The organism is Enterococcus diestrammenae (genome assembly GCF_049384045.1).
Classification (GTDB): Bacteria; Bacillota; Bacilli; order Lactobacillales; family Enterococcaceae; genus Enterococcus_C; species Enterococcus_C diestrammenae.
Genome location: NZ_JBMRGR010000046.1, coordinates 1 through 563, shown reverse-complemented (window position 1 = coordinate 563; position 563 = coordinate 1). Strand labels below are relative to the sequence as shown.

The following is a 563-nucleotide window of genomic DNA, read 5'->3' as shown; positions in this document are numbered from 1 at the left end:
CTATACGTTTTTTTCTATAAATTTGAGATAATGAAAATAGAAAATTGATTGGTGGAATGCGATATGTTGAACTTTCAAGAAGAATTAGATTTGAGTCCTCATTCATGCTTGTATGATATTTTAGTAAAAGAAGATCATTTGCTTCGCAAATTGAATAATCTCGTGGATTTCTCATTCATCATTGAAGAAGTACGTGAAAACTATTGTCTTGATGATGGTCGTAACGCAGTTGACCCTATTCAAATGTTCAAGTATCTCCTTTTGAAAGTTATCTACAACCTATCTGATCGGGATTTGGTTTCACGCGCATTCACGGATTTATCGTTTAAATATTTTTTGGGGTTAGCACCGGAAGAGAATGTTATCCATGCAACCTCCCTTACGAAGTTTCGTCGTCTCCGCTTGAAAGATGAAGTCTTCTTAGACAAGCTTATTGCCAAATCGGTAGAAATCGCTCTTCAAAAAGGCGTGATCAACTCTACAACGATTATTGTGGATGCCACTCACACAAAATCTGCCTACAATGCTAAATCGCCAATTGAAATATTAAGAGAGCGCTCAAA

General features: G+C 36.2%; 1 protein-coding gene. It reads left to right on the top strand.

The annotated features are described in order from the left end of the window. Positions 1-63: 63 nt before the first annotated feature. Positions 64-563 (top strand): transposase (locus ACO03U_RS13735; protein ID WP_423104964.1); only part of this gene is annotated, 500 nt, incomplete at its 3' end.